Here is a 26589-nt window from a genome sequence, read left to right as displayed (position 1 = left end):
GTCTGGCGCCGGCACACGGTTTTCCACGCAGTTCTACCAATTACAACGGAGACATCAATGGATTTTCGTTTGAAGCTGCTAGCAGGAACCCTTGCACTTGCCGCAACGGCCGCGTCCCACGCCGCCGACCCCATCAAGATCGGCGTGGCCGGCCCCTACACCGGCGGCTCGTCCTCCATGGGCGTCAGCATGCGCGACGGCGTGCGCCTGGCCATTGAAGAAATCAACAAGAACGGCGGCGTCATGGGACGCCAGCTGGTCGCCGTCGAACGCGACGACGAAGCCAAGAACGAGCGCGGCGTACAGATCGCCCAAGAGCTGATCAACAAGGAACAGGTCGCCGCCACCGTCGGCTACATCAACACGGGCGTGGCCCTGGCCTCCCAGCGCTTCTACCAGGACGCCAAGATCCCCGTGTTCAACAACGTGGCCACGGGCAGCGTGATCACGCACCAGTTCAAGGCGCCGGAATACCCGAACAACTACGTGTTCCGCAACGCGGCGCATGACAGCATCCAGGCCCCGATGATCGTCGAAGAGGCGGTGACCCGCCGCGGCTTCAAGAAGGTCGCGATCCTGGCCGACTCCACCAACTACGGCCAGCTCGGCCGCGAGGACCTGGAAAAGGCCCTGGACGCCAAGGGCATCAAGCCCGTGGCCGTGGAGAAGTTCAACATCAAGGACGTCGACATGACGGCCCAGCTGCTGAAGGCCAAGGCCGCCGGCGCCGAAGCCGTGCTGACCTACGGCATCGGCCCCGAACTGGCCCAGGTCGCCAACGGCATGACCAAGCTGGGCTGGAAGGTGCCGATCATCGGCAGCTGGACCCTGTCCATGGCCAACTACATCGACAACTCCGGCGCCAACGGCGAAGGCGCGCGCATGCCGCAGACCTTCATCCAGGACCCGGACACGCCCAAGCGCAAGGCCTTCATCGACGCCTACCTGGCCAAGTTCAAGCCTAAGAACAACCGCATCGATTCCCCGGTGTCGGCCGCCCAGGGCTATGACTCCATCTATCTGCTGGCCGCGGCCTTCAAGCAGGCCAACTCCACCGACGGCCCGAAGGTCCGCGAGGCCCTCGAAAACCTGCAGACGCCCGTCGAGGGCGTGGTCATGACCTACAACAAGCCCTTCAGCGCAGACAACCACGACGCGATCACCGTCAAGGAAGTGGTCATCGGCGAGGTCAAGGGCGGCCGCGTCGTCAAGGCCAACTAAGGTCCCGCAGCGCATCCCGGCGGCGGCTGCCCGGCCGCCGCCAGCCGCGCCCTGTCGCCCAGGGCGCGGGCTTGCCGCCGCCTGAAAACCGCGTTCTGCCCAAGGGGGTTGGGACGGAACCACAGCGCTACACGACACACACCATGATTCTTCTACAGCTCATCTATAGCGGTATCGCGCTGGGCATGATCTATGCCGTCATCGCGTTCGGATACCAGCTCACGTTCGCCACGTCGGGCACCCTGAACTTCGGCCAGGGCGAAGCCCTGATGCTGGGCGCGCTGGTCGGCCTGACACTGGTCGGCCTGGGCGTGAACTACTGGGTGATGATACCCATCGTCTGCATCTTCGGATTCGCGCAAGGCGCGCTGGTCGAGCGCGTGGGCGTCAGGCCCGCCATCAAGACCCGCTCGGAGTTCGGCTGGATCATGGCCACCATCGCGCTGGGCATCATCTTCAAGAACGTCGCCGAGAACATCTGGGGCCGCGACGACCTGCGCTTCCCCTCGCCGCTGCCGGAAGCGCCCATCCAGGTGCTGGGCGCCAACGTGCTGCCCATGGAGCTGCTGGTGGTGTTCGGCGCCCTGGCGATGATGCTGCTGGTGGAAGTCTTCAACCGCAAATCCATCTACGGCAAGGCCTTCGTCGCCACGTCCAACGACCGCGACGCCGCTGGCCTGATGGGAATCAACACGGGCATGGTGATCACGTTTTCCTACGCGCTGTCCTCGCTGACTGCCGCGTTCGCGGGCGTGCTGGTCGCGCCCCTGACCCTGACCGGCGCCACCATGGGCGCGGTGCTGGGCCTCAAAGCCTTCGCGGTCGCCATCATCGGCGGCCTGTCCAGCGGCATGGGCGTGGTGGTGGGCGGGCTGATCCTGGGGATCGCCGAAACGACCACCGGTTTCTATCTTTCGACGGGGTACAAAGACGTGCCGGGATTGGTGTTGCTGCTGCTCGTACTGACCTTCAAGCCCGCCGGCCTGTTCGGCAAGACCGCGATCAAGAAGGTGTAAGCGATGAAACCCTTGCACCTTTTGCTATCCATCGTGGCCGTGGCCTGCCTGGCCGCCGTGCCGCTGGGCGTGACCAACACGTACTACCTGCACCTCATCGAAACCATCATGATCTATTCGATCCTGCTGTTCGGGCTCGATATCGTGGTGGGCTATACCGGCCAGGTGTCGCTGGGCCACGCCGGCCTGTTCGGCATCGGCTCGTATGTGGCGGGCGTGCTGTTCTTCCATCTGCAGATGCCCATCTGGGTGATCCTGCCCGCGGCCATCCTGATCGCGGCCGCCTTCGGCGCGGTGCTGGCGCTGCCGGCGCTGCGCGTCACGGGGCCGTACCTGGCCATGGTGACGCTGGCGTTTGGCACCATCATCCAGATCCTGATCAACGAAATGACCTTCCTCACCGAAGGCCCCCTGGGCATCAAGATCTCCAAGCCCGCCATCGCCGGACATGTGCTGACCAAGAGCGAGTACTTCTGGCTGGTCGCGGCGCTGCTGGTGCTGTCGCTGATCGTGGTGCACCGCATCCTGAAGTCGCACCTGGGCCGCTCGTTCGAGGCCCTGCGGGACAGCCCCATCGCGTCCGACTGCATGGGCGTGTCGGTCTACCGGCACAAGGTGTTCGCCTTCGTCATCAGCGCCGGCTTCGCCGGCCTGGCCGGCGCGCTGTACTCGTATTCCGAACAGTACATCTCGCCCAACACCTACAACTTCGAACTGACCATCCTGTTCCTGCTGGCCATCATCATGGGCGGGCGCAAGAGCCGCACGGGCGCGCTGCTGGGCGCGTCCATCATCGTGCTGCTGCCCAAGATGCTGGATGACATCTCGACCTTCAGGCTGATCGCGCTGGCCGTGGCCATCCTGGTCACCGTCGGCAGCGCCATCGCAATATCCAAGGGCCGCACCGAACCGCGCCGCGTCGTCGTGCCGGTCGTCGGCACCATCCTGCTGGCGGTGTTCTCGTACTGGCTGGAAGCGGTCACCGACTGGCGCCTGACGATCTTCGGCGCCATGATCCTGTTCGTCGTGTACTACCTGCCCGACGGCATCGTGGGCTTCGTGCGCAACCTGTTCTTCTCCAATCGCCGCGCCGCGCTCTCGGTCAAGTCGGACTTGGTGAAAGCCCAGGACGCCGTGCCCGATGCGGCCAGGGGCAAGGGCGACACGCTGCTGGCAGCCAAGGGCGTGCTGATGCAGTTCGGCGGCCTGAAGGCGCTGAACCAGGTCGACCTGACCGTCAAGCGCGGCACCATCCATGGCCTGATCGGTCCCAACGGCTCCGGCAAGAGCACCATGATGAACGTGCTGACGGGCATCTACGTGCCGACTTCCGGCGCCGTGGAATTCTCGGGCAAGTCGCTGGTCGGCATGACGCCGGCCGACATCGCTGAAACCGGCATTGCGCGCACCTTCCAGAACGTGCAGCTCTTCGGCGAAATGACCGCGCTGGAAAACGTGCTGGTCGGCCTGCACCACACCTTCACCACTGGGCTGGCCGGCATCGCGCTGCGCACGTCCAAGTGGAAAGGCGAGGAACAGGGCGCCCGCGCCCGCGCCATGGCGCTGCTGGAATTCGTGGGCCTGGAATCCCTGGCCAGCGAGGAAGCGCGCAACCTGCCCTACGGCAAGCAACGCCTGCTGGAAATCGCCCGCGCGCTGGCCCTGGATCCGCAACTCCTGCTGCTGGACGAACCCGCGGCCGGCCTGACCGCGCCCGACATCGTCGAACTGCTGGCCATCATCCGCAAGGTGCGCGACCACGGCATCACGCTGATCCTCATCGAACACCACATGGACGTGGTGATGGGGGTGTGCGACACCGTGTCGGTGCTGGACTTCGGCCAGAAGATCGCCGAGGGCCTGCCCAACGAAGTGCAAAGCAACGCCAAGGTCATCGAGGCGTATCTGGGCGGCGCGCCCGCCTGACGCCAAGGGGACAACAAGATGCTATCGATCAAGAATCTGGAAGCGGGCTACGGCAAGGTGAAGGTGCTGCACGGCATCAGCATGGAAGTGCCTAAGGCCAAGGTGGTGACGCTGATCGGCTCCAACGGCGCCGGCAAGACCACCACGATGCGGGCGCTGTCCGGCATGATCCGCCCCACCGCGGGCGAGGTCACGCTGAGCGGCAAGCGCATCGACGGCCTGGAGTCTCACCGCATCGCGCGGCTAGGCCTGGCGCATTCGCCCGAGGGCCGGCGAGTATTTCCAACGCTGTCGGTCACCGACAACCTGCTGCTGGGCGCTTTCCCGCGCCTGACAGGCAGCCGTCCCAAGGGCGACGTGCAGTCCGACCTGGGCCGGGCCATGGATCTGTTTCCGCGCCTGAAGGAACGGCGCGATCAGCTGGCCGGCACCTTGTCGGGCGGCGAACAGCAGATGCTGGCCATGGCTAGAGCGGTGATGCTGAATCCGGAACTGGTGTTGCTGGACGAGCCTTCAATGGGGCTGGCGCCGATCCTGGTGGAAGAAGTGTTCCGGATCATTGCGCGGCTCAAGGATGAAGGGGTGACGATGCTGCTGGTGGAGCAGTTTGCTGCTGCTGCATTGAATGTGGCGGATTATGGGTATGTGTTGGAGAACGGGCGGATCTCGGTGCATGGGAGTGCGGATAAGTTGAAGCATGATCCGGCTGTTGTGGCGGCTTACTTGGGTGGGTCGCATTAGAGGGATGGCGTTGTTGGCGTTCTTTTGACGCCTGCCACGTCGGCGAATCGCGCTGCGCGGGGCAACGATTGCGGCCCGGAGCCTTCGCTCCGGGCTTCCCCTTCGTCATCGTCGTTGCCGCCTACGGCGGCTGCCTTCCGATTCCCTCGGGCTTATCGACGCCCCGCGCAGCGCGAGTCCCCGACGCGGCAGGCTGTGCTGTTTGAATCTTCACGGGCGCTGGGGCGGGTGGTGTGCTTGGCGTTTTTTTCCGCATCGGGGTGTGGTGGCGGGTCTTGCGGGGCCCGCCCCAGGCCGGCCGCGCGGGCGGCCTTTTGGGGCTTACGCGGTGTCTTGCGTCACGTGATGGCGCTGCGCGCAGTGGTTGCGGGCGGCATCACGTCTGCTCTGCTCTGCTCAACTAAGCCAAGCTCAGCATCTGCATTTCAACTCCGGTGCCGGATGGGCAGCGCGCGAGACACTCTGCATACGCAAGCCACTGCCCATCGCGCGCCGCCCATCACCGCCCCACCCCCTGGACGGTGATGCCATCAGAAAGCAACAGTTCACATTCGCGACAGCGAGCACTATCGAAATTTCAAAAATCACGTATGTCGTTTATGGCCGCCCGCGCGGCCATAAACGACGGGCAGCACAAGACTCGATACTGACCACAGATCTAACAGCGCAGCAACCCAAGACGACAGTAGCCCGTCGTCGCGTGCGGCGTGGCGGCTCGCAACCTCGATGCGCCCGAGGGAATCCGAAGGAGTCGCCGAAGGCGAGGACGAGGATGACGAAGGGGCAGTCCGGAGCGAACGCTCCGGACCGCAATCGTGGGCGCGAGCCGCCACGCCGCACGCGACGACGGGCGGCCTAAGAACAAGGCCGCCCGCCAACAGAACATCAACACCCCATCAACGATCAAACAATCGTCAACGTCACATCAATATTGCCCCGCGTAGCATTCGAGTAAGGGCAAACGATATGCGCCGCAGCGACCAGCTTCTCCGCCTCAGCCCGCTCCATCCCCGGCAACGAAATCTTCAATTCGACTTCAATCCCGAACCCCGTAGGAATAGGACCGATGCCGACAGCACCGTCGATCGTCGCATTCGCCGGCATGGCGATCTTGTCGCGGCCGGCGACGAATTTCATGGCGCCCATGAAGCAGGCCGAGTAGCCCACGGCGAACAGTTGTTCCGGATTGGTGCCGGCCGCGCCCGCGCCGCCCAGTTCCTTCGGCGTGGTCAGCTTGACGTTCAGGTTGCCGTCGTCCGTGGCGCCCGTGCCTTCACGGCCGCCGGTGACGTGCGCATGGGCGCGGTACAGCACTTTTTCGATAGACATGATGCGTTTCCTTGTAGGGAAGTGGAGGTTGGACTGCCAGGCCTGGCGGGAACATCCCGCCGCGACCCTTACTATTTAAATAGTGCAATATTAAATAGCGCACTATTTATTTGATCTAACAATAGCGGGCCTGGCCCGCCGCTTCAAAGACTTGCGCTGAGCTTCTCCCGCAGCGCATGCAGCGTTTTCATCATACCTTGCGCCTCTTCCAGCGAACACTGCGCGGCGCCCGCGATCGAGTGCGGCACGGCCTCGGCTTGCGCGCGCAGTTCGCGGCCCTGGCGGGTCAGTCCGACGATCACCTGGCGCTCGTCTTCCACGGCGCGCTTGCGCGTTACCAGGCCTGCCGCTTCCAGGCGCTTCAGCAGCGGCGTCAGCGTGGCCGAATCCAGGAACAGGCGCTCGCCGATATCCGTCACTGTAATCTCGTCGCCTTCCCACAGCACCAGCATCACCAGGTACTGCGGATAGGTCAGGTCCAGACCGCGCAGCAGCTTGCGGTACACCTTGTTCATCGCCAGCGAGGTCGAGTACAGGGCGAAGCACAGCTGGCTGTCCAGCAGCAGCGGGTTGAATGCGGCCTTGGCTTTGGATCTGGATTTCATTGCGCAATATTAAATAGCGCGCGATCTATCGTCAACAACTATTTTGGACAAGAGCGGCCAGCGCCTAGGCCGGCTCGCCCTCGGCCGCGGCGCGGTCCGACCCGTATTGTTTCAAGCCGTCCAGGTCCAGCACCCTGACCGCGCCGTATTCCACATTCAGCAAGCCCGCCTCTTCCAGCTTGCGCAGCGCCTGGTTGGCGCGCTGGCGCGACACCCGGGCCAGATAGCCGACTTCTTCCTGGGTAATCGCCAGGCGCATGCCCATGCCGGGATACAGCAAAGGGTTGAAGAGTTCGGCCAGGCAGCGGGCCACGCGCGCATCCGGATCCAGCAAACGGTCGTACTCCGCCTTGCCGATGAACTGCGCCACGCGCTCGTTCAATTGGTGGAGCAGATAGCGGTTGAACGGGATGCTGTTATCCAGCAGCCAATCGAAGGTAGCGGCCGGCAGGCGCGCGACCACCGAATCCCGCAGAGCAACGATGTCGTACTTGCGGATCTCGCGCTTGAGCAGCGAGCCCTCGCCGATCCAGCCGCCGGCAGGCACGCCGGTCAGCGACGCCACCTTGCCTTCGGCGTTACCCACCGAAACCTTCACCAGCCCCGCCAGCACCCCTATCCAAGCCTGGGCGAGTTCACCTTTGCGCTCTATGATCGACCCGGCAACCACCTGCTGCACGGTAAGGTCCCTCTCGACGCGCTCTTGCTGATCGCGGCTGAGCACACGAAACCAGGCGGCGGCGAGTTGCAGGGAGTCGGATAGCTGCATCGGGAATACCCTAAAAGTTCCTTGAATGTCGCGATGGTGACAGTTGGTAGCAACCCAACCTTATACCTTAACTCCTGCCGTAAATCTAAAACCAACTGGTCAAGCGCCTCATCGCCGCCACCGCTCTCGCGGACTCCCGGCCCGATGCGCCCAAACCGGAGGAGACATCGTGGCACATACACCGCCCGCATCTGCACAGATGCCGGCGGCGCTGGATACCTTTCCGGCGCTGCTGTTCACGCATGCCAGCGTTCGCGGGTCGCGGCCCGCCATACGCGAAAAGGATCTGGGGATCTGGCAAACCCTAACGTGGTCCGACGTGGCGGAGCATGTCCGGCACGTTGCGCATGGCTTGGCTGCATTGGGCATCAAACCCGGCATGCACGTGGCCGTGATCGGTGAAAACCGTCCGCGCCTGTACATGGCCATGATGGCTGCGCAGTCGCTGGGCGCGATACCGGTGCCGCTCTACCAGGATGCCGTGGCGCAGGAAATGGTCTACGTGCTGCAGGACGCCGAGATCAGCGTGGCCATCGTCGAAGACCAGGAACAGGTCGACAAGATGCTCGAAGTCCACGAGCAATGCCCCGCGCTCAAGCATGTGGTGTACGACGATCCGCGCGGCCTGCGGCATTACACCGACCCGATGCTGCGCTCGTATGAACAGCTGGAAGAGCTGGGCCGCGAATACGCCAAGCAGCATCCCGGCTTCTTCGAGCAGGCCGTCGCCGCCGTGCAGCCGCATGACCCGGCCGCCATGTTCTATACCTCCGGCACCACGGGCAAGCCCAAGGGCGTGGTGCTCACGCACCATGCGCTGATCGACCGTGCGCGCGCCGTGTCCGATATGGAAAAGCTGACCGACCAGGAAGACGTGCTGGCCTATCTGCCGCCCGCCTGGATCGGCCAGAACATGTTCTCGTACACGCAACTGCTGGTCACGGGCTTTACCGTGAACCATCCTGAATCGCCCGACACCGTGTCAATCGACATGCGCGACATCGGCCCCACCTATTACTTCGCGCCGCCGCGCGTGCTGGAAGGCCTGCTGACGCATGTGATGATCCGCATGGAAGACGCGGGGCTGATCAAGCGCAAGCTGTTCGCGGCCTGCATGAAGCTCGCCCGCCGCGTGGGCGCCAGGATCCTGGACGGCGAGCAGGTCGGCGCCTGGGACCGCCTGCGCTACGCGCTGGGCAACATGATGATCTACGGTCCGCTGCGCAATGCGCTGGGCATGAGCCGCGTGCGCGTGGCCTACACCGCGGGCGAGGCCATCGGCCCCGACCTGTTCGTGTTCTACCGCTCCATCGGCATCAACCTCAAGCAGCTCTACGGCTCCACCGAAACCTCGGTCTTCGTCTGCGTGCAGCCCGACGGCCAGGTGCGCGACGACACGGTAGGCCCGCCCGTCGAGGGCGTGGAGATCCGCGTGGCCGACAACGGCGAGATCCTGGTCAAGAGCCCCGGGCTCTTCAAGGAGTACTACCGCAACCCCGAAGCCACCGCCGAAGCGCGCAGCGCCGACGGCTGGTTCCATACGGGCGACGCGGGCTATCTGGACACCGACGGCCAGCTGAAGATCATCGACCGCGCCAAGGACGTGGGCAAGCTTGCCAATGGCGCCCTGTTCGCGCCCAAGTACATCGAGAACAAGCTCAAGTTCTTCCAGCACATCAAGGAAGCGGTCGCCTTCGGCGCCAACCGCGACGACGTGTGCGCCTTCATCAACATCGACCTGGAAGCCGTGGGCAACTGGGCCGAGCGCCGCGGCATGCCCTATGCCGGCTACACCGACCTGGCTTCCAAGGACGAGGTCTACCAGCTGATCGCCGAATGCGTGGAGCAGGTCAACGCCGACCTGGCCACCGATCCCAAGCTGTCGGCCTCGCAGATCAGCCGTTTCCTCATCCTGCACAAGGAACTGGATCCGGACGACGACGAACTGACCCGCACGCGCAAGGTGCGCCGCGCCTTCATCGCGCAGAAGTATGGCGTGCTGATTGACGCGCTCTTTGGCGGCAAGCAATCGCAGTTCATCGAGACCGAAGTGAAATTCGAAGACGGACGCACCGGCAAGATCTCGGCGGACCTGAAGATCCGCCCGGTCAAGACCTTCCCCGCCATCACCGCCAAGGCCGCGTAGAGATCATGAGCAACAACGACCGCGACCAGCGTATTGGCGACGTCATGCTGGACATGCAGAACATCTCGCTGTCCTTCGGCGGCGTGAAAGCGCTGACGGACATTTCGTTCAACGTGCGCGAACACGAGATCCGCGCCATCATCGGCCCCAACGGCGCCGGCAAGAGCTCGATGCTCAACGTCATCAACGGCGTCTACACACCGCAGCAAGGCGGCATCGAATTCCGCGGCGAGCGCTTCTCGCGCATGAATCCGCGCCGCGCCGCTGAAATGGGCATCGCGCGCACGTTCCAGAACCTGGCCCTGTTCAAGGGCATGAGCGTGCTGGACAACATCATGACCGGCCGCAACCTGCGCATGAAGTGCGGACTGCTGGCCCAGGCCTTCCGCCTGGGCCCGGCCGAGCGCGAAGAAATCAAGCACCGCGAGTTCGTCGAGAACATTGTCGACTTCCTGGAAATTCAGGCCTACCGCAAGACGCCCGTGGGCCGCCTGCCCTACGGCCTGCAAAAGCGCGTGGACCTGGGCCGCGCGCTGGCGATGGAGCCGCGCCTGCTGCTGTTGGACGAACCCATGGCCGGCATGAACATCGAAGAGAAGCAGGACATGAGCCGCTTCATCCTGGATGTGAACGACGAGTTCGGCACCACCATCGTGCTGATCGAGCACGACATGGGCGTGGTCATGGACATCTCGGACCGCGTCGTGGTGCTGGACTACGGCAAGAAGATCGGCGACGGCAAGCCGGACGAGGTCCGTGCCAACGAAGACGTGATCCGAGCTTACCTCGGCGTATCGCACTAAGGCGGACAGACATGGGATTTTTTCTAGAGACCTTACTCGGCGGCCTGATGAGCGGCATGCTGTACGCGCTGATCGGCCTGGGCTTCGTGCTGATCTTCAAGGCATCCGGCGTCTTCAACTTCGCGCAGGGCGCAATGGTGCTGGTCGCCGCGCTGTCCATGGCCCGCTTCTCGGAGTGGCTGCCGCGCTGGTTCGGCTTTGACAACATGATCCTGGCCAATGTGCTGGCCTTCATCGTCAGCGCCATCGTGATGTTCCTGCTGGCGGTCGCCATCGAACGCTTCGTGCTGCGCCACCTGGTCAACCAGGAGGCCACCACCTTGCTGATGGCCACGCTGGGCATCAGCTACTTCCTGGACGGCCTGGGCCAGATCACCTTCGGCAGCTCGGTGTACTCCATCAACGTCGGCATGCCCAAGGATCCCCTGATGATCCTGGACTCGGTCTTCGAGGGAGGGCTGCTGATCAACCTGGAAGACCTGACGGCAGCGGTGATCGCCGCCCTGCTGGTGGCCGCGCTGGCCCTGTTCTTCCAGTACACCTCGACCGGCCGCGCCCTGCGCGCGGTGGCCGACGACCACCAGGCCGCGCAGTCCATCGGCATTCCGCTGAACCGCATCTGGGTGATCGTCTGGAGCGTGGCGGGGCTGGTGGCGCTGGTGGCCGGGATCATCTGGGGCTCGAAATTCGGCGTGCAGTTCACGCTGTCCACCGCGGCGCTGCGGGCGCTGCCGGTGGTGATCCTGGGCGGCCTGACTTCGGTGCCGGGCGCCATCCTGGGCGGCCTGATCATCGGCGTGGGCGAAAAGCTGTCCGAGGTCTATCTGGGGTCGCTGGTAGGCGGCGGTATCGAAATCTGGTTCGCCTATGTGCTGGCGCTGGTGTTCCTGCTGTTCCGTCCGCAAGGGCTGTTCGGCGAGAAGATCATCGACCGTGTCTGAGCCCACAGGCCCTCTAGGATAAAAACATGTTCTATCGCGAAAACGGCCAATTCAAGACCAGCTATCGCGCTGACCAGCAGATCTTTCCGATCCGCCAGGACCGCATCTTCATCTGGCTGCTGCTGGCGGTGGCGTTCATCGCCATCCCGGCCATGGCCAGCGACTACCTGCTGCGCGCCATCCTGATCCCGTTCCTGATCCTGGCGCTGGCCGCCGTGGGCCTGAACATCCTGGTGGGCTATTGCGGCCAGATCTCGCTGGGCACGGGCGCCTTCATGGCGGTGGGCGCCTATGCAGCCTGGAACTTCGGCGTGCGCTTTCCCGGCATGCCGCTGGTCATCCAGATCCTGCTGGGCGGCTTCTTCGCCACCATCGTGGGCGTGATCTTCGGCATACCCAGCCTGCGCATCCGCGGCCTGTACCTGGCGGTGGCGACGCTGGCCGCGCAATTCTTCGTGGACTGGGCGTTCCTGCGCATCCCCTTCTTCACCAACTACTCGTCGTCCGGCAACGTCTCGGTGCCGCCGCTGACCGCCTTCGGCCTGCCGGTGCAGAGCGCGCTGGAGAAGTACCTGTTCGTGCTGATCCTGGTCGTCATCTTCAGCCTGCTTGCCAAGAACCTGGTACGCGGCGCCATCGGCCGGCAGTGGATGGCGATCCGCGACATGGACGTGGCGGCCTCCGTCATCGGCATCCGCCCGATGTACGCCAAGCTCACGGCCTTCGCGGTCAGCTCGTTCATCGTCGGCGTGGCCGGGGCCTTGTGGGGCTACATCCACCTGGGGTCCTGGGAACCGCTGGCGTTCGACCTGACGCGTTCGTTCCAGCTGCTGTTCATGGTCATCATCGGCGGGCTGGGTTCGATCATCGGCAGCTTCTTCGGCGCGGCCTTCATCGTGCTGGTGCCGGTGGCGCTGTCCAACATCCCGCATGCGCTGGGCATCCCGCTGTCGGTGGACACGGCCGCGCACATCGAACACATGGTGTTCGGCGCGCTGATCGTGTTCTTCCTGATCGCCGAACCGCACGGGCTGGCCAGGCTGTGGAGCATCGGCAAGGAGAAGTTGCGCATCTGGCCCTTCCCGCATTAAGGATAAGACCCACCCCCGAAGCGCCTTCGGCGCTTCCCCCTCAAGGGGGCGCCGCTGGGGACCGGCAAAGCCGGATCCGCCGCGGCCCGGATGGAGTGGCCTAAGTTTTGATCACCGTCGGCAGTAGCGGCATGAGCGCTGCAACCGGCATCCTGAATACCCGGCTCAAGACCGGGCCAATCCCGGTGTCCCAGGGTTTACTGACCCAAACACCACGCAGGAGGTAAATGGAGATGAAGCGTCTTAACCTGAAGTTGGCGGCAGCTTTGATGGCCGCAGCCGGCGCCGCAGGCGCCGTGGCCACGCCGGCAATGGCGGCGGAAGAGCAGTTCGTTCCGTTGCTGGTGTATCGCACCGGGTCCTTCGCGCCCCTGGGCATTCCCTGGGCCGACGGCAAGCTGGACTATCTGAAGCTGGTCAACGAACGCGATGGCGGCGTCAACGGCGTCAAGATCACGTACGAGGAATGCGAAACCGCCTATGCCACCGACCGCGGCGTGGAATGCTACGAGCGCCTGAAGGGCAAGGGCACCGGCGCATCGGGCTTCGACACCCAGTCCACCGGCATCACCTTCGCCGTCAGCGACAAGGCCATGGTCGACAAGGTCCCGGTCGAAACGATGGGCTACGGCCTGTCGCAGTCGGTCGATGGCAGCGTGTTCGAGTGGAACTTCCCGCTGCTGGGCACCTACTGGACCGCGGCCGACGTGATGATCCAGGACATCGCCAAGAAAGAAGGCGGCATGGACAAGCTCAAGGGCAAGAAGATCGCCCTGGTCTACCACGACTCGCCGTATGGCAAGGAGCCGATCCCCCTGCTGCAGAAGCGCGCGGCCAAGGAAGGCTTCGAGCTGGTGCTCTATCCCGTGACCGCTCCCGGCGTGGAACAGAAGTCCACCTGGCTGCAGATCCGCCAGGCGCGCCCCAACTACGTGCTGCTGTGGAGCGCCGGCATCATGACGCCGACCGCCATCCGCGAAGCCCAGGCCAGCGGCTATCCGCGCGACAAGATGTACGCCATCTGGTGGGCCGGCTCTGAAGGCGACGTGAAGGACCTGGGCGATGTCGCCAAGGGCTACAACGCCATCACCATCCACAACAGCGGCGCCGAGCACGACAAGGTCTACGACGACCTGAAGAAATTCGTCTACGACAAGGGCCAGGGTTCGGACAAGACCGGCAAGACCACGCTGGGCACCATCGCCCACACCCGCGGCATGATGATCTCGATGCTGCAGGTGGAAGCGATCCGCACCGCGCAGGAGAAGTTCGGCAAGGGCAAGGCGCTGACGCCAGAGCAGGTCCGCTGGGGCTTCGAGAACCTGAACCTGACGCAGGAAAAGCTGGACAAGCTGGGCTTCGGCCAGATCATGCGTCCGGTCAAGACCTCGTGCAGCAACCACAAGGGCGACGACTGGGCCCGCATCGTGCAGTGGGACGGCGCGAAGTTCAAGGTGGTCTCCGACTGGTATCAGGCCGACAAGACCATCCTGGATCCGATGGTTAAGGAAAGCGCAGCGAAATACGCGAAAGAAAAGAACATCACGCCCCGCACTTGCGAGAACTGATGTGAACCGGCCGCCGGTCCCGCATAAGGGGCCGGCGGCCACCAAGCCGCAGGAACAGCCATGACCGCTGCAACGACTTCCGCAGTACCCGCAGACACCCCCAAGGTGCTGCTCGACGTGAACGGCATCGAGGTGATCTACAACCACGTGATCCTGGTGCTCAAGGGCGTTTCCCTGCAAGTGCCGGAAGGCAAGATCGTGGCCTTGCTGGGCGCTAACGGCGCGGGCAAGACCACCACCTTGCGCGCCATTTCGAACCTGCTCAAGGGCGAGCGCGGCGACGTCACCAAGGGCCATATCCAGTACCGCAACCAGCGCATCGAAAAGCTGTCGCCGGCGGAATTGGTCAAGCGCGGAGTGGTGCAGGTGATGGAAGGCCGGCATTGCTTTGCCCACCTGACCATCGAGGAAAACCTGCTGACCGGCGCCTACACGCGCAGCATGAGCCGCGCCGATACCGCGGCGGCGCTGGACCGCGTCTACCAGTATTTCCCCCGCCTGAAGCAGCGCCGCGCCAGCCAGTCCGGCTACACCTCGGGCGGCGAACAGCAGATGACTGCCATCGGCCGCGCGCTGATGGCCAACCCGAACATGATCTTGCTGGACGAGCCCTCCATGGGGCTGGCGCCGCAGATCGTCGAGGAGATCTTCGAGATCGTGCGCGACCTGAACCAGCGCGAGCGCGTCAGCTTCCTCTTGGCCGAGCAGAACACCAACATTGCGCTGCGCTACGCCGACTACGGCTACATCCTGGAAAACGGCCGCGTGATGATGGATGGCGCGGCGGCCGACCTGGCCCAGAACGAGGACGTGAAAGAGTTCTATCTGGGCATCTCCAGCGGCGAACGCAAGAGTTTCCGCGACAACAAGTTCTACCGCCGGCGCAAGCGCTGGCTGGCGTGATTCCTGGCATACGAGAGGGTGTGATCCCATGTCCCAGTTTTTCGATATTCTCGAAACCAGAGCGCCCGAGCAACGCGAGCGCGAGCTGATGGCCGCCCTGCCCGGCGCGATCGCGCGGGCCATTGCGCGTGCGCCCGCCATCGCCGAGCAGCTGCGCGGCATCGACCCCGCCACCATCACGTCGCGCGCGGCGCTGGCGACCCTGCCGGTGCTGCGCAAGCACGAACTGCTGGAACGCCAGCAGCACAGCCGCGCCGACGCGGCCGCGCCTGCCGGACCGCAGAAAGCCTTCGGCGGCTTCTCCGCCATCGGTTGGGGCGAGGCGATGCGGGTGTTCGCGTCTCCCGGCCCCATCTATGAGCCGGAGAGCGCGCGCAGCGATTATTGGCGCTTTGCCCGCGCCCTGCACGCGGCCGGATTTCGCGCCGGCGAGCTGGCCTACAACTGCTTTTCCTATCACTTCACACCCGCGGGCTCCATGATGGAAACCGCGGCGCATGCCGTGGGCTGCACCGTGTTTCCCGGCGGCACCGGCCAGACGGAACAGCAGGTGCGCGCGATCCAGGATCTGGCGCCCACCGGCTATACCGGCACGCCCAGCTTCCTCAAGATCATTCTTGAAAAGGCCGACGAACTGGGTGTGAAGCTGGATTCGCTGCGCCGCGCGCTGGTGTCCGGCGAAGCATTCCCCCCATCCCTGCGCGACTGGCTGGCCGCGCGCGGTATCGACGGCTACCAGGCCTACGGCAGCGCCGACCTGGGTATGGTCGCGTTTGAAACGCCGGCGCGTGAAGGCCTGGTGCTGGGCGAGGACATCATCGTCGAGATCGTGCGCCCCGGCACCGGCGAACCCGTGCCCGACGGCGAAGTCGGCGAGGTCGTGGTCACCACCTTGAACCCGGACTATCCGCTGGTGCGCTTCGGCACCGGCGACCTGTCCGCCGTCATGCCCGGCATCTCTCCCTGCGGGCGCACCAACACCCGCATCAAAGGCTGGATGGGCCGTGCGGACCAGACCACCAAGGTGCGCGGCATGTTCGTCCATCCGTCGCAGGTAGCCGACGTGGCGCGCCGCCATCCCGAGATCCTGCGCGCGCGGCTGGTGATCAGCGGCAGCACGGGTTCCGACCGCATGGTGCTCAAAGTGGAATCGCGGGTGCGCAGCGAAGAGCTCGGCAAGCGCATCGCCGAATCGGTGCGCGACGTGACCAAGCTGCGCAGCGACGTGGAGTGGGTGGATGCGGATGGCCTGCCCAACGATGGCAAGGTCATCGACGATATCCGCACCTACGAGTAAGCGCGACGGCTCGCGGCCTCATGCGGCCGCGAGCAGCGCCAGCACACCCTTCATCAGCATCGCCACGGCCACCAGGCCCGCGAATAGCGCGAAACTCTGCTGCAGACGGCGCGGGGGAAACCGGTCGGCCACCTTGCGCCCTCCCAGCATGCCCAGCACCGCCGCCGCGGTAAAAGGCGCGGCGATGCGCCAGTCCAGATGCCCGCCCGCCGCCGCGGCCACGACGCCGCTGGCCGACACCAACGCGATCACTGCCAGCGAGGTGCCGACGATGGCCTGCATGCTGAGGTCCGTGGCGCGCCGCAGCGCGGGCACGATGACGAAGCCGCCCCCCACGCCCAGGAGGCCGGAGAGGAAACCGGCGATCAACCCCGCCCCCGTCAAGGCGCGCGCGCAGGGCGCGGTCCAGCGCAGCCGGCCAGTGCTGGCATTGAGCTGGCAGGGCGGCGTGCGCGGCGCGGCCTGCGCCGCCGCGGGCTTGTTGCCCTGGTTCCACATGCGCCAGGCCACCATGCCCAGCACGCCGGCAAAGATGATGGCCAACGGCGCATTGGGCAGACGCCGCGCCGCCCACAAGCCCAACGGCGACACCAGGATGCCGGTGGCCGCCATGAAGCCCGCTGCGCGATAGCGCACCTGCCCTTTGCGCAAGCCCAGCACCGCGCCCAACGCGGCCGACAACCCCACCGCCAGCAAGGCGATGGGCGCGGCCTGCGACACCTGCAAATGCAGGCCGAAGACCAGCAGAGGCACCGCCATGATGGCCCCGCCCGCGCCGGTCAGCCCGAGTATCAGGCCGACGCACGCCCCCAGCGCCGCACTGACGGCCAATACCGTATCGATCATGAGACGCTCAGTTGCCCAACGGGCGGGCCAGCCATTCGCGGCCCTTTAGCATGCCGTTCCAGTAGATCCAGGGCAGCAGCGTCGCCTTGAGGAACCAGGCGCTCTTGCGCGGCACGGTCGGGTCCAGCGGGAAGGTGGGCAGGAGTTTGCCGCCGTAGCCGAACTCGGCCAGCACGATGCGTCCGCGCTCCACCGTCAGCGGGCAGGAGCCATAGCCGTCGTACTTGACGGGCATGGCATGGCCTTCGCGCAGCGCCAGCAGATTTTCCGCCACCGTGACGATCTGTTTGCGCGCAGCCGCGGCGGTCTTGGCGTTGCTGGTGCAGATGCCGTCGCCCAGCCCGAACACGTTGCCATGGCGCACGTGCAACAGCGTGGACGGGTCCACTTCGCACCAGCCGGCGGCGTCCGCCAGCGGGCTGTTCTTCAGGAAGTCATGCGGCACCTGCGGCGGCACCGCATGCAGCATGTCGAAGGATTTCTCCACGCGCGTCACCGCGCCGTCGGCGTTCTTGAGATCGAACCAGGCCTTGCGCGCCGCGCCGTCCACCGCCACCAGCGCCGAGTTGAAGGCCAGCGCGATGCCATAGCTTTCGACATAGCGCATCAGCGGCGGAACGAACGTCGGCACGCCGAACAGCGCCGCGCCCGCCAGGTCGAACTCCACGTCGATGCGGTCCAGCACGCCGGTGCGCTTCCAGTGGTCGCAGGCCAGGTACATGGCCTTTTGCGGCGCGCCGGCGCATTTGATGGGCATGGCCGGCTGCGTGAACAGCGCCCGCCCGCCCTTCAACCCGCGCACCAGTTCCCAGGTATAGGGCGCCAGGTCATAGCGGTAGTTGGAGCTGACGCCGTTCTTGCCCAGCGTGTCGGCCAGGCCCTCGACCTTGTCCCACGCCAGGCGCAGGCCGGGGCAGACGATCAGTTGCTGGTAGCTCACCGCCCGGCCGTCGGACAGCAGCACGCGGTTGGCCTCGGGTTCGAAGCCCGCCGCTGCCGCCTGCAGCCAGGTGGCGCGCCTGGGCATGACGTCGCGGGTCGGGCGCACGGTCTTGGCGATGTCGAAAGCGCCGCCGCCCACCAGCGTCCAGGCCGGCTGGTAGTAGTGCTTGTCGCTGGGTTCGATGACGCCGATGCGCAGGTCCGGGCGGCGACGCAGCAGACTGGCGGTGACGCCTATGCCCGCCGATCCGCCGCCCACCACCACCACATCGAAATTGCGCTGCGCCTCTGCTGTCGGCATGCTTGTCTCCTCGCCGGTTTACCGGCTTTTGAATTTTTCCAGGACTGAAAATATCGCCATGCCGGCAACCATGGCGGCCACGAAGATCAGCGCTTCGGACACGCCGGCGGATGCGGCCACCAGCGCGGGTCCTGGGCAGAAGCCCGCCAGGCCCCAGCCCGCGCCGAACGCCAGGCTGCCCACGGCCAGTCGCACGTCCACGCGCGTAGCCGTGGGCCAGCGCAGCGGCTCGCCCGACAAGCTGGCACGACGCCGCCGCAAGAGCGCGAAGCCCGCCGCCGTGACCAGCACGGCGCCACCCATCACGAAGGCCAGTGACGGATCCCAGGCGCCGGCCAGGTCCAGAAAGCCCAGCACCTTGGCCGGATTGGCCATGCCGGAAATGATGAGGCCCAGCCCGAACACCAGGCCCGACCCGAATGCGATCAATGCCACCATGTCAAAGTCCCCCCAGATGGCGGGTGACGTAGACCACGGCAAAACCCGCGGCCATGAACAAGGCGGTGGCGGTGAGCGACCGGCGCGATCCGCGCGACACGCCGCAGACGCCGTGGCCGCTGGTGCAACCCGAGGCATAGCGGGTGCCGATCCCCACCAGCAGACCCGCCACGATCAGGCGCGTCGTGCCGGCTTCGACCACGATGGGCGGCAAGGCGCTGCCCAGGCGATACAGCCAGGGCGCAGCGAACACGCCCAACAGAAAGGCCAGCCGCCACATGCCGCCGCGCTCGGGCGGCAGCAGGCCGCCCAGGATGCCGCTGATGCCCGCGATCCGCCCCGCCCCGGCCATCAGCAGCACGGCTGCGGCGCCGATGAGCAGGCCGCCCGCGCCAGCGGACCAAGGCGTGAAGGCGGACCAGTCCATGTTCATTTGAGCGACTCCAGTGACTCCATGGTCCGGCCGCAGTACAAACTGGAAAGCGTCTTCATCACCTGGCTGACCTCGAAACTGGCCATCTGGTAGTAGACGTACTTGCCCTCGCGCCGGGTCGCGACCAGGCCTTCGTCGCGCAGCACGCCCAGTTGCTGGGACAAGGTGGGCTGGCGGATGCCGGTGAGCGATTCGAGTTCGCTCACATTGCGTTCGTTCTGGACCAGCTGGCACAGCAGCAGCAGGCGGTCTTCGTTGGCCAGCGCCTTGAGGAGCGCGCAGGCCTGGGAGGCGGATTCGCGCAAGGCGGCGACCTCGCACTCGGTCAGGGCGTCATTCATTTGATGCGTATCAATCGGCTAGATGGAGTTTGATCATTATATTGACCAATATAATATCCAACAATATTATTGAAATATATATAGTGTTTCATCGTGCAGCGACTCGCTGCGATGCGAGCGTCCATGTCTCCCCAGATCCAGGCCTTTTTCGATCCCGTCACCGCCACCGTCACCTACGTCGTGCATGAGCCCGCGCCGGGCGGCGCCTGCGCCATCATCGACTCGGTGCTGGACTACGACCCCAAGTCCGGCCGCAGCAGCACCGCCAGCGCCGACCGGGTGGCGGATTACGTACGCCAGCATGGCCTGAAGGCCGAATGGCTGCTGGAAACCCATGCCCATGCCGACCATCTGTCGGCCGCGCCCTACTTGCAGCGACAGCTTGGCGGCGTCATTGCCATCGGCCAAAGCATCCAGACCGTGCAGGGCGTGTTCAAAAAGATCTTCAACCTGGAGCCGGAGTTCCAGCTGGACGGCTCGCAATTCGGCCATCTGTTCAAGGACGGCGAAACCTTCCGCATCGGCGCGCTGACGGCGCAGGCCATCCACGTGCCTGGCCACACGCCGGCTGACATGGCCTACCTGATCGGGGACGCGGCCTTCGTCGGCGACACGCTGTTCATGCCGGACGTGGGCACGGCGCGCTGTGACTTCCCCGGCGGCGACGCCCATCAGCTGTACCGTTCCATCCAGCGCCTGCTGGGCCTGCCCGCCGAGACGCGGCTGTACATGTGCCACGACTACCCGCCGGCCGGGCGCGACGCCTCCTGGCAGACCACGGTAGCCGAACAGCGCCGCGCCAACATCCACGTGCGCGACGGCGTCGCCGAAGAGGACTTCGTGGCCATGCGCACGCGGCGCGACGCTACGCTCTCCATGCCCACCCTGATCCTGCCCGCCATCCAGGTGAACATCCGCGCCGGCCATTTCCCGCCGCCCGAGGACAACGGCGTGCGCTACCTGAAGATCCCCGTCGACGCGCTCTGACCGAGCCGCGCGCCGGGCTTGCGCGCCCGGGGCTTATCCCGCAAGATCGTCCGATCGCAGAATTGCCGATCAGACGGATCCCCCATGTTTGCAGAAGCCGAAGCCGACCCCAGCCTGTCCAAGGAAGAGTTCAAGCCATTGGAGGCGAAGCTGCGCGTCGCGCTGCTGAACGCGCAGTACCAGCGCCTGCAGAAAGCGGACAAGACGCTGCTGGTGGTCATCGCGGGCATAGACGGCGCCGGCAAGGGCGCCACCGTCAACCTGCTGAACGAATGGATGGATCCGCGCCACATCAAGACGCTGGCCTACGGCCCGCGCGAAGGCGCCGCGCTGGAGCGTCCGCCGTTCTGGCGCTACTGGAACGACCTGCCGCCCAAGGGCAGCACCGGCATCGTGTTCGGCTCCTGGTACGCATCGCTGCTGTATGAGGCCACGCGCAAGAAGCCCGACCAGAACAGCATCGAGGCGCAGGCCGCCGCGATCCGCCACTTCGAGGCCATGCTCGCCGCCGAGGGAGTGCAGATCGTCAAGCTCTGGTTCCATTTGTCGGCCAAGGCACAGAAAGAGCGGGCCGAGCGCCTGCTGGCCAGCCCGGAAACCTCCTGGCAGGTCAGCCCGATAGACCTGAAGGTCTACAAAAAGTACGACCGCATCCGCAACGCCGGCCAGTTGGTGCTGAACCGCACGGACTGCGGCCACGCCCCCTGGGTCGTGATCCCCAGCGCGGACGAAGACATGCGCGCCGCGCGCACCGCCGAAGCCGTGTTGGCCGCCATGCGCCAGCGCGGCGTGCCGCGCATTCCGGCCGCCTTCGTGGCGCATGCCAGGACCACGCGCGTCGTCGACCGCCTGGGCGAACTGGACTACGACGCCAAGACCGACAAGGACGACTACGAATCCGAACTGGGCCTGCTGCAAGGCCGGCTGGCGCGCGCCGCGCGTTCAAAGAAATTCCAGGAGCGTTCGCTGGTGCTGGTGTTCGAAGGGCAGGACGCGGCCGGCAAGGGCGGCGCGATCCGGCGCGTCACGCATGCGCTGGATGCGCGGCAGTTCGACATCACGCCCATATCCGCCCCCACCAGCGAAGAGCTGGCCCGGCCCTATCTGTGGCGCTTCTGGCGCCACGTGCCGCGCCATGGCCGCATCGCCATCTTCGACCGCTCCTGGTACGGCCGCGTGCTGGTCGAGCGCGTCGAAAAGCTGACCGCGCCCGCCAATTGGCGCCGCGCCTACGCCGAGATCAACGACTTCGAGGGGCAGTTGGCCGCCAGCGGCGCGCTGGTGCTGAAGTTCTGGCTGGCGGTGACGCCGGACGTGCAGCTGGAGCGCTTCAAGGAGCGCGAGAACTCGCCCTTCAAGAACTTCAAGATCACACCCGACGACTGGCGCAATCGCGACAAATGGAAGGACTACGCGGATGCCGCCAACGAAATGCTGGCGCGCACCGACCTCGCGCATGCGCCGTGGCATCTGGTGTCGGCCAACGACAAGCGCTACGCTCGATTGCAAGTGCTGCGACACATCGTCGAAGCCATGGAAGACCAACTCTGAATCCCGCCTGGAGGCCGCAAGCCATGAGTACCGCAGAAATCCGTCCCATCGTCGCCGCCGACTTCGAAGCCTGGCTGCCGCTATGGAAGGGCTACCAGGAGTTCTATCGCGTCAACATCGACGACGCGGTCACGCGCAACACCTGGGCGCGCTTCCTGGACCCCGCCGAACCCATGCATGCGGCGCTGGCGTACGAAAGCGGCCGGGCCATCGGCATGGTGCACTGGATCTTCCACCGCTCCACCTGGACCGCGGGCGACTACTGCTATCTGCAAGACCTGTACGTGGATCCGGACGTGCGCGGCACCGGCGCCGGCCGCAAGCTGATCGAACACGTGTACGCGCAGGCTGCCGCCGCCAACTGCTCGCGCGTGTACTGGCTGACGCATGAAACCAACGCCACCGCCATCCAGCTCTACGACCGCATCGCCGACCGCTCGGGCTTCATCCAGTACCGCAAGGTGATGCCGTGAGCGCACGCGACCCCAACTGTCCGCTGTGCCAGGAAGACGGCGGCACGCTGCTGTGGCGCGGCCCGCACCTGCGCATCATCGAGGTCGATGACGCCGACTATCCCGGCTTCACGCGGGTAATCTGGAACGGTCACCTGGCCGAGATGACCAGCCTGTCCACGCACGGCCGCGATCTGCTGATGCGGGCCGTGTATGTGGTGGAAGAAGCGCAGCAATCGGTCCTGGGACCGGACAAGATCAACCTGGCCTCGCTGGGCAACATGGTGCCGCACCTGCACTGGCACGTAATCCCGCGCTGGCGCGGCGACCGCCATTTCCCCGACCCGATCTGGGCGCCGCCGCGCATCGCCGCCGGCGCGGAATCCGCCGAATGGAAGGAACGTCAGGCGCGCGTGCAGGCGCTGCTGCCGCGTTACCGCGACCGGCTGGTCGAGGCCATGAACGCCCTGCTCTGGCACTGAGCCGCCGCCCGCCTCAGGCAGCGCGCGCAGGCCCCCGCAGTTCCGCCAGCCAGCCGGCGTAAGCCTGTTCAACCAGGCCGGCTGTGCGCTCGGCGGAAAACAGGCCTTGCCCGCGGATCAGCTCGCGGCCCGCATCGCCCATGCGGCGGCGCAGCGCCGGATCGGCCAGCAGGCTTTCCAGCGCTCCCGCCAGCGCCGCAGGATCGCCGGGCGGCACCAACAGGCCAGTCACGCCCGCCTGCATGGTTTCCGGCACGCCGCCCACGTCGGTGCCGATGACCGGCACCCCCATGGCCGCGGCCTCGATGAAGACAGTGCCCAGCGCCTCGCGCAGCGTCGGCAGCGCAAACACGTCGAAGGCTGTCAGGACATTGCCGATGTCGTCGCGCCGGCCGGTGAAATGCACGCGGTGCGCCAGGCCCAATGCCTCCACCTGCGCCTGCAACTGCCTCGCCATGGGCTGGCCCTCGCCCACCAGCACCAGATGCGCCTGCGGAAACGTGGCGGCGATACGGCGAAAAGCGTCGATCAGGTCGCAATGCCCTTTGTCCGCCCTCATGACGGCCACGCAGCCGACCACCAGCGCATCCTCCGGCAGGCCAAGCTCGCGCCTGACGCAGACGCCGCCGTGCACCTGAGGCAGCACCACGGGTGAATGGATGGTGGCGATGGCCTCCGGCCGCGCGCCGCCGTCCAGCAACTGGCCACGCACGTAACGGCTGACGGCGATGACGCGATGCGCCAGCCACGTATAGGCGTAGAGGGAATTGATGGGCTTGGCCAGATGGCGCGTGCGCACGATGAGAGGCGTGCCCGCCAGGCGCGCCGCAAACGCACCCAGGACCGTATCGCGGCGGCTATGCGTATTGACCACGTCAAAGCGCCCGCGGCGCAGCAGCCGGCGCACGAACGCGACGCCGCGCACGAAGTTGAGCGGGCCATCCATGGGAATGAGGTGCACGGTGAAGCCGGCCTCGCGCAAGCGCGTGCCGAGTTCCGCCTCCGGCTGGCAGACCGCTTCCAGATGGTGGCCGCGCTCGCGCATGGCTATCATTTCCTTGTAGATGCAGAACTCCTGGCCGCCGAACGAGGTGGCCGCTTCCGTGTGCAGGATGCGCAGGCGCGCTTCGGGGTCCGGCCGGCCCTGGAGGGATTCGATGGAATTCGGCATGATCAGGACTGGCCGCCTTGCGAGGCGTCCGCGTCGCTCCAGCAACGGCCCTGCGATAGCAGGTAGGCTTCCAGGTAGGCGATGTCTTCCTGCTCCAGGGCCGCCGCGCCCGCGCTGGCGCAGTCGCGCGGGCATTCGGCGGCGTGCAGCCGGCCATCGGACCAGACGCGCACGGAACCGGTGCGGGACAGATCGAAGCGCGCACCGGCCCGCGCCCAGCCCAACAGGCGTGTGCTGGGGATCAGTTGCCGGGTCTGATAGACGCCATGGGGACTCTGGGCCGCAGGCGCCGTGAGCGCTTCGCCAACATCCACCAGGCGGCTCGCGGCGCCGGGCTTGGCGGGCGTGTAGGTCAATACCGTAAGAGGGCGTAATGGCATTTGGCTAGCAAGAGTCGCCAGGCGGCGTTGCTGGCCACGGACTGGTCGGGATTCGAGGGAAAGGGTTTGGTCGCCGGACAAGCAACGCCAACAATTCGACGCTGATAAGCTGTTTTTTCGAATAATTGAAAGATGTTCGACGACGTAGAGGAATCCCGAAAGATGAATTCAGGTAAAATTCAGGAATGAAACGCGCATCTTATCAAAACGTAAGCAAGGGCGGTACTGCATGAGTTTCCAGGCCGTCCCTCCCCAAAAGCCGGTCTCGTTCCTGCAATCGTTCCTCCGTTCCGAGGCGCTGGGCGGCTATGTCCTGATGCTGGCCGCGCTGGTCGCGCTGGTGGTCGCCAACAGCCCGGCCGCACCCGTCTATTTCAGCGTGCTGGAGACCAAGCTCGGCTTCCAGGCGGGGCCTGTCGTGCTCAAGGAAACCGTACTGCACTGGATCAACGACGGCCTGATGGCGGTGTTCTTCCTGCTGGTCGGGCTTGAGATCAAGCGTGAAGTCCTGGACGGCCAACTGCGCGGCGCCGCTCGCATCGTGCTGCCCGGCATAGCCGCCCTGGGCGGCATGGCCTTGCCCGCCCTGATCTACGTGCTGATCAACGTTGGCAGCCCCGACACTCTGCGCGGGTGGGCCATTCCGGCCGCGACCGACATCGCCTTTGCGCTGGGCATCCTGGCGCTGCTGGGCAGCCGCGTGCCGACCTCGTTGAAGATCTTCCTGACGGCGCTGGCCATCCTGGACGACCTGGGCGCCATCGTCATCATCGCCTTGTTCTATACCGCCGAACTCAACGTGTTCGCGCTGAGCATGGCGGGCGCCCTGCTGGTCTGCCTGTTCTGCCTGAACCGCGCTGGCGTGCTACGCCTGACGCCCTACCTGCTGATCGGCGCCGTGCTCTGGTACTTCGTCCTGAAGTCCGGCGTGCATGCCACGCTGGCCGGCGTGGCGCTGGCGCTGACTATTCCGCTGCGCCCGCAAAACCAGGGCCATCCCGGCGCGCACTCGCCCCTGCATACGCTGGAACATGCGCTGCACAAACCGGTCGCTCTGCTGATCGTGCCGGTTTTCGGCTTCGCCAACGCCGGCGTGTCGTTCGCCGGCATGGGCCTGGGCAGCCTGGCGGCGCCCGTACCCCTGGGCGTGGCGCTGGGCCTGTTCCTGGGCAAACAGCTGGGCGTGTTCGGCTTTGCCTGGTTGGCCATCAAGAGCGGCATTGCCACCCTGCCGCGCCACGCCAGCTACATGCAGCTGTACGGCGTGTCGCTGCTGTGCGGCATCGGCTTCACCATGAGCCTGTTCATCGGCGCCCTGGCGTTCAGCGATCCCGCCGCCATCGACGCCACCAAGATCGGCGTGCTGACGGGCTCGCTGGCGTCCGCCGTGGTCGGCTTCCTGGTGCTGCGCGCCTGCGGCACGCGCGCTGGCGCCGCGGAAAACCTTGATCCCGGGTTGAAAGCGGACGGCGGGCGCTAAAGTAGCGGGATCCGCCACCCGCCCTGGAGCCGCCATGAAACCGTCCGCCATCGCCGTGCAACGCGTCTATGAAGGCTTGGGTCCGGAAGGCAGCTACCGGGCGCTGGTGGACCGCATGTGGCCGCGCGGCCTGCGCAAGGCGGATCTGCACCTGGACGAATGGGCCCGCGACATCGCGCCCACCCTGGAGTTATGCAAATGGTTCAGCCACATCGAAGAACGCTGGGAAGAATTCCGCCAACGCTACCAGGCCGAACTGGCGGAACCCGAACAGCAGGCGCGCATGGCCGCCCTGCTGGACGCGGCGGGCGACCGTCCGCTGACCCTGCTCTACGGCGCCCGCAACACCGAACACAACCAGGCCATCGTGCTGCGCGAGGTCCTGCAGGACTATGTCCGGCATCACCGCAAGCGCAAGGCCTGACGCCC

General features: G+C 65.6%; 27 protein-coding genes. 17 read left to right on the top strand and 10 right to left on the bottom strand.

Annotation, left to right across the window (positions count from 1 at the left end; translation table 11 throughout):
• Window positions 1-57: 57 nt before the first annotated feature.
• The 4 genes from HV793_RS09055 to HV793_RS09040 all read left to right on the top strand — a co-directional run bounded on the left by HV793_RS09055 (window position 58) and on the right by HV793_RS09040 (window position 4904).
• Window positions 58-1221 (top strand): ABC transporter substrate-binding protein, encoded by a 1164-nt coding sequence (locus HV793_RS09055; protein WP_054456918.1) that lies wholly within the window; start codon window positions 58-60, stop codon window positions 1219-1221.
• A 143-nt stretch (window positions 1222-1364) separates the two neighbouring features.
• Window positions 1365-2237, top strand: a complete 873-nt coding sequence (locus HV793_RS09050; RefSeq protein WP_054456919.1) for a branched-chain amino acid ABC transporter permease — start codon at window positions 1365-1367, stop codon at window positions 2235-2237.
• A 3-nt stretch (window positions 2238-2240) separates the two neighbouring features.
• The gene (locus HV793_RS09045) at window positions 2241-4163 is read left to right on the top strand and encodes a branched-chain amino acid ABC transporter ATP-binding protein/permease (protein WP_175213021.1); all 1923 of its coding nucleotides are present in this window, start codon (window positions 2241-2243) and stop codon (window positions 4161-4163) included.
• Window positions 4164-4181: 18 nt separating this feature from the next.
• A complete protein-coding gene (locus HV793_RS09040; RefSeq protein ID WP_013396767.1) occupies window positions 4182-4904 on the top strand; it encodes an ABC transporter ATP-binding protein in 723 nt (240 codons plus the stop codon).
• Between the two features lie 903 nt (window positions 4905-5807).
• Here the strand turns inward: HV793_RS09040 and HV793_RS09035 are convergent.
• The 3 genes from HV793_RS09035 to HV793_RS09025 all read right to left on the bottom strand — a co-directional run bounded on the left by HV793_RS09035 (window position 5808) and on the right by HV793_RS09025 (window position 7607).
• The gene (locus HV793_RS09035) at window positions 5808-6233 is read right to left on the bottom strand and encodes an organic hydroperoxide resistance protein (RefSeq protein ID WP_175162424.1); all 426 of its coding nucleotides are present in this window, start codon (window positions 6231-6233) and stop codon (window positions 5808-5810) included.
• Window positions 6234-6376: 143 nt separating this feature from the next.
• Window positions 6377-6838, bottom strand: coding sequence for a MarR family winged helix-turn-helix transcriptional regulator (locus HV793_RS09030; protein WP_054456924.1), 462 nt, complete (start codon window positions 6836-6838; stop codon window positions 6377-6379).
• A 64-nt stretch (window positions 6839-6902) separates the two neighbouring features.
• On the bottom strand, window positions 6903-7607 hold the full coding sequence (locus tag HV793_RS09025; protein ID WP_054456926.1) for a Crp/Fnr family transcriptional regulator: 705 nt from the start codon (window positions 7605-7607) through the stop codon (window positions 6903-6905).
• Between the two features lie 169 nt (window positions 7608-7776).
• Here HV793_RS09025 and HV793_RS09020 point away from each other — a divergent pair, with 169 nt between their 5' ends.
• From HV793_RS09020 to HV793_RS08990, 7 genes are all read left to right on the top strand, one after another.
• Complete coding sequence (locus HV793_RS09020) at window positions 7777-9753, top strand: AMP-dependent synthetase/ligase (RefSeq protein ID WP_175181510.1); 1977 nt, start codon at window positions 7777-7779, stop codon at window positions 9751-9753.
• Between the two features lie 5 nt (window positions 9754-9758).
• Window positions 9759-10556, top strand: coding sequence for an ABC transporter ATP-binding protein (locus tag HV793_RS09015; protein WP_054456930.1), 798 nt, complete (start codon window positions 9759-9761; stop codon window positions 10554-10556).
• Between the two features lie 11 nt (window positions 10557-10567).
• Window positions 10568-11497, top strand: coding sequence for a branched-chain amino acid ABC transporter permease (locus HV793_RS09010; RefSeq protein WP_042796065.1), 930 nt, complete (start codon window positions 10568-10570; stop codon window positions 11495-11497).
• 26 nt (window positions 11498-11523) lie between these two features.
• Entirely contained in the window at window positions 11524-12588 is a 1065-nt protein-coding gene (locus HV793_RS09005; protein ID WP_054456932.1) for a branched-chain amino acid ABC transporter permease, read from the top strand.
• 227 nt (window positions 12589-12815) lie between these two features.
• On the top strand, window positions 12816-14156 hold the full coding sequence (locus HV793_RS09000) for an ABC transporter substrate-binding protein (protein WP_175162420.1): 1341 nt from the start codon (window positions 12816-12818) through the stop codon (window positions 14154-14156).
• A 60-nt stretch (window positions 14157-14216) separates the two neighbouring features.
• Complete coding sequence (locus HV793_RS08995; RefSeq protein WP_175162418.1) at window positions 14217-15059, top strand: ABC transporter ATP-binding protein; 843 nt, start codon at window positions 14217-14219, stop codon at window positions 15057-15059.
• 28 nt (window positions 15060-15087) lie between these two features.
• Window positions 15088-16356, top strand: coding sequence for a phenylacetate--CoA ligase family protein (locus HV793_RS08990; protein ID WP_175213020.1), 1269 nt, complete (start codon window positions 15088-15090; stop codon window positions 16354-16356).
• Between the two features lie 18 nt (window positions 16357-16374).
• Here the strand turns inward: HV793_RS08990 and HV793_RS08985 are convergent, their stop codons facing one another.
• Genes HV793_RS08985 through HV793_RS08965 form a run of 5 tightly spaced genes read right to left on the bottom strand, consistent with a single transcriptional unit; the run spans window position 16375 to window position 19657 of the window.
• Window positions 16375-17202 carry a sulfite exporter TauE/SafE family protein gene (locus HV793_RS08985; protein ID WP_054456937.1) on the bottom strand — a complete coding sequence of 276 codons (828 nt, stop codon included), beginning with the start codon at window positions 17200-17202 and terminating at the stop codon, window positions 16375-16377.
• 7 nt (window positions 17203-17209) lie between these two features.
• Window positions 17210-18445 carry an NAD(P)/FAD-dependent oxidoreductase gene (locus tag HV793_RS08980; RefSeq protein ID WP_175213019.1) on the bottom strand — a complete coding sequence of 412 codons (1236 nt, stop codon included), beginning with the start codon at window positions 18443-18445 and terminating at the stop codon, window positions 17210-17212.
• An 18-nt stretch (window positions 18446-18463) separates the two neighbouring features.
• Window positions 18464-18883 (bottom strand): DUF6691 family protein, encoded by a 420-nt coding sequence (locus HV793_RS08975; protein ID WP_054456941.1) that lies wholly within the window; start codon window positions 18881-18883, stop codon window positions 18464-18466.
• A 1-nt stretch (window position 18884) separates the two neighbouring features.
• Window positions 18885-19316 carry a YeeE/YedE family protein gene (locus HV793_RS08970; RefSeq protein ID WP_054456943.1) on the bottom strand — a complete coding sequence of 144 codons (432 nt, stop codon included), beginning with the start codon at window positions 19314-19316 and terminating at the stop codon, window positions 18885-18887.
• On the bottom strand, window positions 19313-19657 hold the full coding sequence (locus HV793_RS08965; RefSeq protein WP_054456945.1) for an ArsR/SmtB family transcription factor: 345 nt from the start codon (window positions 19655-19657) through the stop codon (window positions 19313-19315). Before HV793_RS08965 ends, HV793_RS08970 begins: the two co-directional genes overlap by 4 nt.
• Before the next feature lie 123 nt (window positions 19658-19780).
• On the opposite strand from HV793_RS08965, the gene HV793_RS08960 reads away from it, so the two are divergent.
• The 4 genes from HV793_RS08960 to HV793_RS08945 all read left to right on the top strand — a co-directional run bounded on the left by HV793_RS08960 (window position 19781) and on the right by HV793_RS08945 (window position 23129).
• Window positions 19781-20644, top strand: a complete 864-nt coding sequence (locus tag HV793_RS08960) for an MBL fold metallo-hydrolase (protein ID WP_175213018.1) — start codon at window positions 19781-19783, stop codon at window positions 20642-20644.
• 84 nt (window positions 20645-20728) lie between these two features.
• A complete protein-coding gene (pap, locus tag HV793_RS08955) occupies window positions 20729-22195 on the top strand; it encodes a polyphosphate:AMP phosphotransferase (protein ID WP_175213017.1) in 1467 nt (488 codons plus the stop codon).
• Between the two features lie 23 nt (window positions 22196-22218).
• Entirely contained in the window at window positions 22219-22668 is a 450-nt protein-coding gene (locus HV793_RS08950; RefSeq protein ID WP_175213016.1) for a GNAT family N-acetyltransferase, read from the top strand.
• A complete protein-coding gene (locus HV793_RS08945; RefSeq protein WP_125471131.1) occupies window positions 22665-23129 on the top strand; it encodes an HIT family protein in 465 nt (154 codons plus the stop codon). Before HV793_RS08950 ends, HV793_RS08945 begins: the two co-directional genes overlap by 4 nt.
• Before the next feature lie 13 nt (window positions 23130-23142).
• Here the strand turns inward: HV793_RS08945 and HV793_RS08940 are convergent, their stop codons facing one another.
• On the bottom strand, window positions 23143-24300 hold the full coding sequence (locus HV793_RS08940; RefSeq protein ID WP_175213015.1) for a glycosyltransferase family 4 protein: 1158 nt from the start codon (window positions 24298-24300) through the stop codon (window positions 23143-23145).
• 2 nt (window positions 24301-24302) lie between these two features.
• Complete coding sequence (locus HV793_RS08935; RefSeq protein ID WP_054456956.1) at window positions 24303-24680, bottom strand: hypothetical protein; 378 nt, start codon at window positions 24678-24680, stop codon at window positions 24303-24305.
• Window positions 24681-24909: 229 nt separating this feature from the next.
• On the opposite strand from HV793_RS08935, the gene nhaA reads away from it, so the two are divergent.
• Together nhaA and HV793_RS08925 are read left to right on the top strand one after the other, a co-directional pair.
• Window positions 24910-26160, top strand: a complete 1251-nt coding sequence (nhaA, locus tag HV793_RS08930) for a Na+/H+ antiporter NhaA (RefSeq protein ID WP_217481767.1) — start codon at window positions 24910-24912, stop codon at window positions 26158-26160.
• A 34-nt stretch (window positions 26161-26194) separates the two neighbouring features.
• Window positions 26195-26584, top strand: a complete 390-nt coding sequence (locus HV793_RS08925) for a DUF488 domain-containing protein (protein ID WP_125471134.1) — start codon at window positions 26195-26197, stop codon at window positions 26582-26584.
• Window positions 26585-26589: the final 5 nt, after the last annotated feature.

The organism is Achromobacter aegrifaciens (genome assembly GCF_902859965.1).
Classification (GTDB): Bacteria; Pseudomonadota; Gammaproteobacteria; order Burkholderiales; family Burkholderiaceae_B; genus Achromobacter; species Achromobacter aegrifaciens.
The sequence above is the reverse complement of the archived record's forward strand: the minus strand, read 5'-3'. Positions and strand labels throughout refer to the sequence as shown.